Source organism: Pseudoalteromonas sp., from assembly GCF_041613455.1.
Taxonomy (GTDB): domain Bacteria; phylum Pseudomonadota; class Gammaproteobacteria; order Enterobacterales; family Alteromonadaceae; genus Pseudoalteromonas.
The window spans coordinates 1-1925 of record NZ_JBFJHD010000338.1; the positions used below are offsets into that span (position 1 = coordinate 1).

Genomic DNA, 1925 nt, shown 5'->3' on the forward strand with positions numbered 1-1925 from the left:
ATTGAAAAAGAAGCCAATCAGCTCGACAAAATGATTGCCGATGTGCTGCAAGTGTCGCGCTTAGAAGCTAATAGCCAAACGTTATCACTGCAACAACAACCACTACAAGACATTGTTGACCACGTATTAAACGACGCCACTTTTGAAGCTAAACAACTTAAAAAACAGTTACATGTAACGGGCTCTGCTGAAGTGTTTATTCAGTGTGATGAAGCGCTTATTGCCAGTGCACTGGAAAACCTGTTACGTAATGCTATTCACTATGCTACTAGCACCATTAGCCTGAGCTTAAAGCACAGTGATAAGGTATCCATAGAAATATGTGATGATGGCCCCGGTGTACCAGACAGCCAGTTAAGTAAGTTGTGTGAACCATTTTTTAGGCAGTCTGATGCGCGCGACCGCGTAACCGGTGGTACCGGCCTAGGCCTTGCCATTGCTAAAAATGCTATTATGGCCCACGGTGGCAGTTTAACATTAGCGAATAAGCCGCATGGTGGCCTGTGTGCCACCATTAGTTTACCCATAATTAAAGAGTAAATATGTTTTATAGTAGTGAAGCCGTACTGAGTGATAATCAAGCCGCCATCCATGAGTTTTATAATAACACCTTAATTAAAGGCTACTTAAACACTCCCGCGGGGCAATTGTTTTATGCTTATGCAAAACCAAAACAGGCCAATACCGCCATTGTAATTAGCTCAGGACGTATAGAAGCACTGGATAAATACCAAGAACTGTTGTGGGAGTTATATAACAATAATTTTGCAGTATTTATTGTTGATCACCAAGGCCAAGGGCGCTCTTATCGGCTATTAGCCAATAAGCATAAAGGCTATGTAAAAGATTTTTCCGACTACCGCCGCGATCTGCAGTTATTTAACCAACAAATTGTAGACAGCCACTGGCAGGGGAAAAAAATATTGCTGGGCCACTCTATGGGTGGCGCCATTGCCTTTGATTACTTAGCCCATTATGACAATAACTTTAGTGGCGTATTTTTATCGGCGCCCATGTTTGATATTCACACTAAAAACACCCCTAAACCGCTGGCGAAACTGATCGCTAATTTAGCGACGTTATTGGGCTTTTCAAAAAGTTATGCCTTAGGGCAACGGGATTATATGCCCGATGATTTTGCCATAAATTGCTTAACCAGTAGTCAAACGCGCTATACGAGTTCTCGCCAAATTTATCAGCAGCAACCGCTGTTACAACTAGGTGGCGTGACTTACGGCTGGTTACACGCGGCCTTTCGCTTTATTACCTCGCTTAATAGTTTAGCCATTGCCACTCCGGTGTTTATCGCCAGTGCAGAGCTTGACGAAGTAGTCGATAACCGCGCTCACCATTTGCTAGCTAACAAACAAAAAAATGTCACGGTAAAAACCTTTAACGGCGCCAAACACGAGCTGTTATTTGAACGTGATGAAATACGCCAACCGCTGCTTGCAGACTTTTATGCCTTTTGCGAGTCGGTGGGAGAGAGCAGCGATCAGTAAGAGATAAAACAAGGTATCAGGTTTCAGGTGTCAGGCAGAGAACAGCCAAGTGCGGTACTTGGCTTACCCGTGGGCGAGTAGGTTGCTGCCGCGCGCACGCAGTGCGAATGTTTATAAGTAAACTACTCACAAAGAGCTTGAGAGGCACTAGGTTTCAGGTAGAAAAGAGCAGCCATCGGTTTGGCCGCTGTCTATATTACTTCGCTAAAACCCTTGCCGGGTGTTTTACTTGTCGCTGACAACCGGCGGTTGCAAACTGCTTCTGTCTATTGATGATAGAGGGTCAAGGTGAATAAGAATATCCACTTCTGAGCCGAACTCTTGGGTGATCATTGCTTCTACTTCATCGGCTACGTTATGTGCGCGAATTAAACTTAAATGATCATCCAGCTCTAAATGCAGTTGAATAAACTTAATTTTTCC

The 1925-nt window shown here is 44.1% G+C and carries 3 protein-coding genes; 2 read left to right on the top strand and 1 reads right to left on the bottom strand.

What is annotated here, in order from left to right; translation table 11 throughout:
* Both ABYB02_RS16810 and ABYB02_RS16815 read left to right on the top strand, forming a co-directional pair.
* Window positions 1-540, top strand: a 540-nt coding sequence (locus ABYB02_RS16810) for an ATP-binding protein (protein WP_372763509.1), incomplete at its 5' end; no start/stop codon positions are given.
* Between the two features lie 2 nt (window positions 541-542).
* Window positions 543-1502, top strand: a complete 960-nt coding sequence (locus ABYB02_RS16815) for an alpha/beta fold hydrolase (RefSeq protein WP_372763510.1) — start codon at window positions 543-545, stop codon at window positions 1500-1502.
* 225 nt (window positions 1503-1727) lie between these two features.
* On the opposite strand, the gene ABYB02_RS16820 is transcribed toward ABYB02_RS16815, so the two are convergent.
* Window positions 1728-1925: cation transporter dimerization domain-containing protein (locus tag ABYB02_RS16820; protein WP_372763511.1), on the bottom strand; the 198-nt coding region annotated here is incomplete at its 5' end.

What these genes read in the sequence shown, in the direction of transcription:
- ABYB02_RS16815 (WP_372763510.1), top strand. Translation starts at nt 543, where the DNA reads ATGTTTTATAGTAGTGAAGCCGTACTGAGTGATAATCAAGCCGCCATC.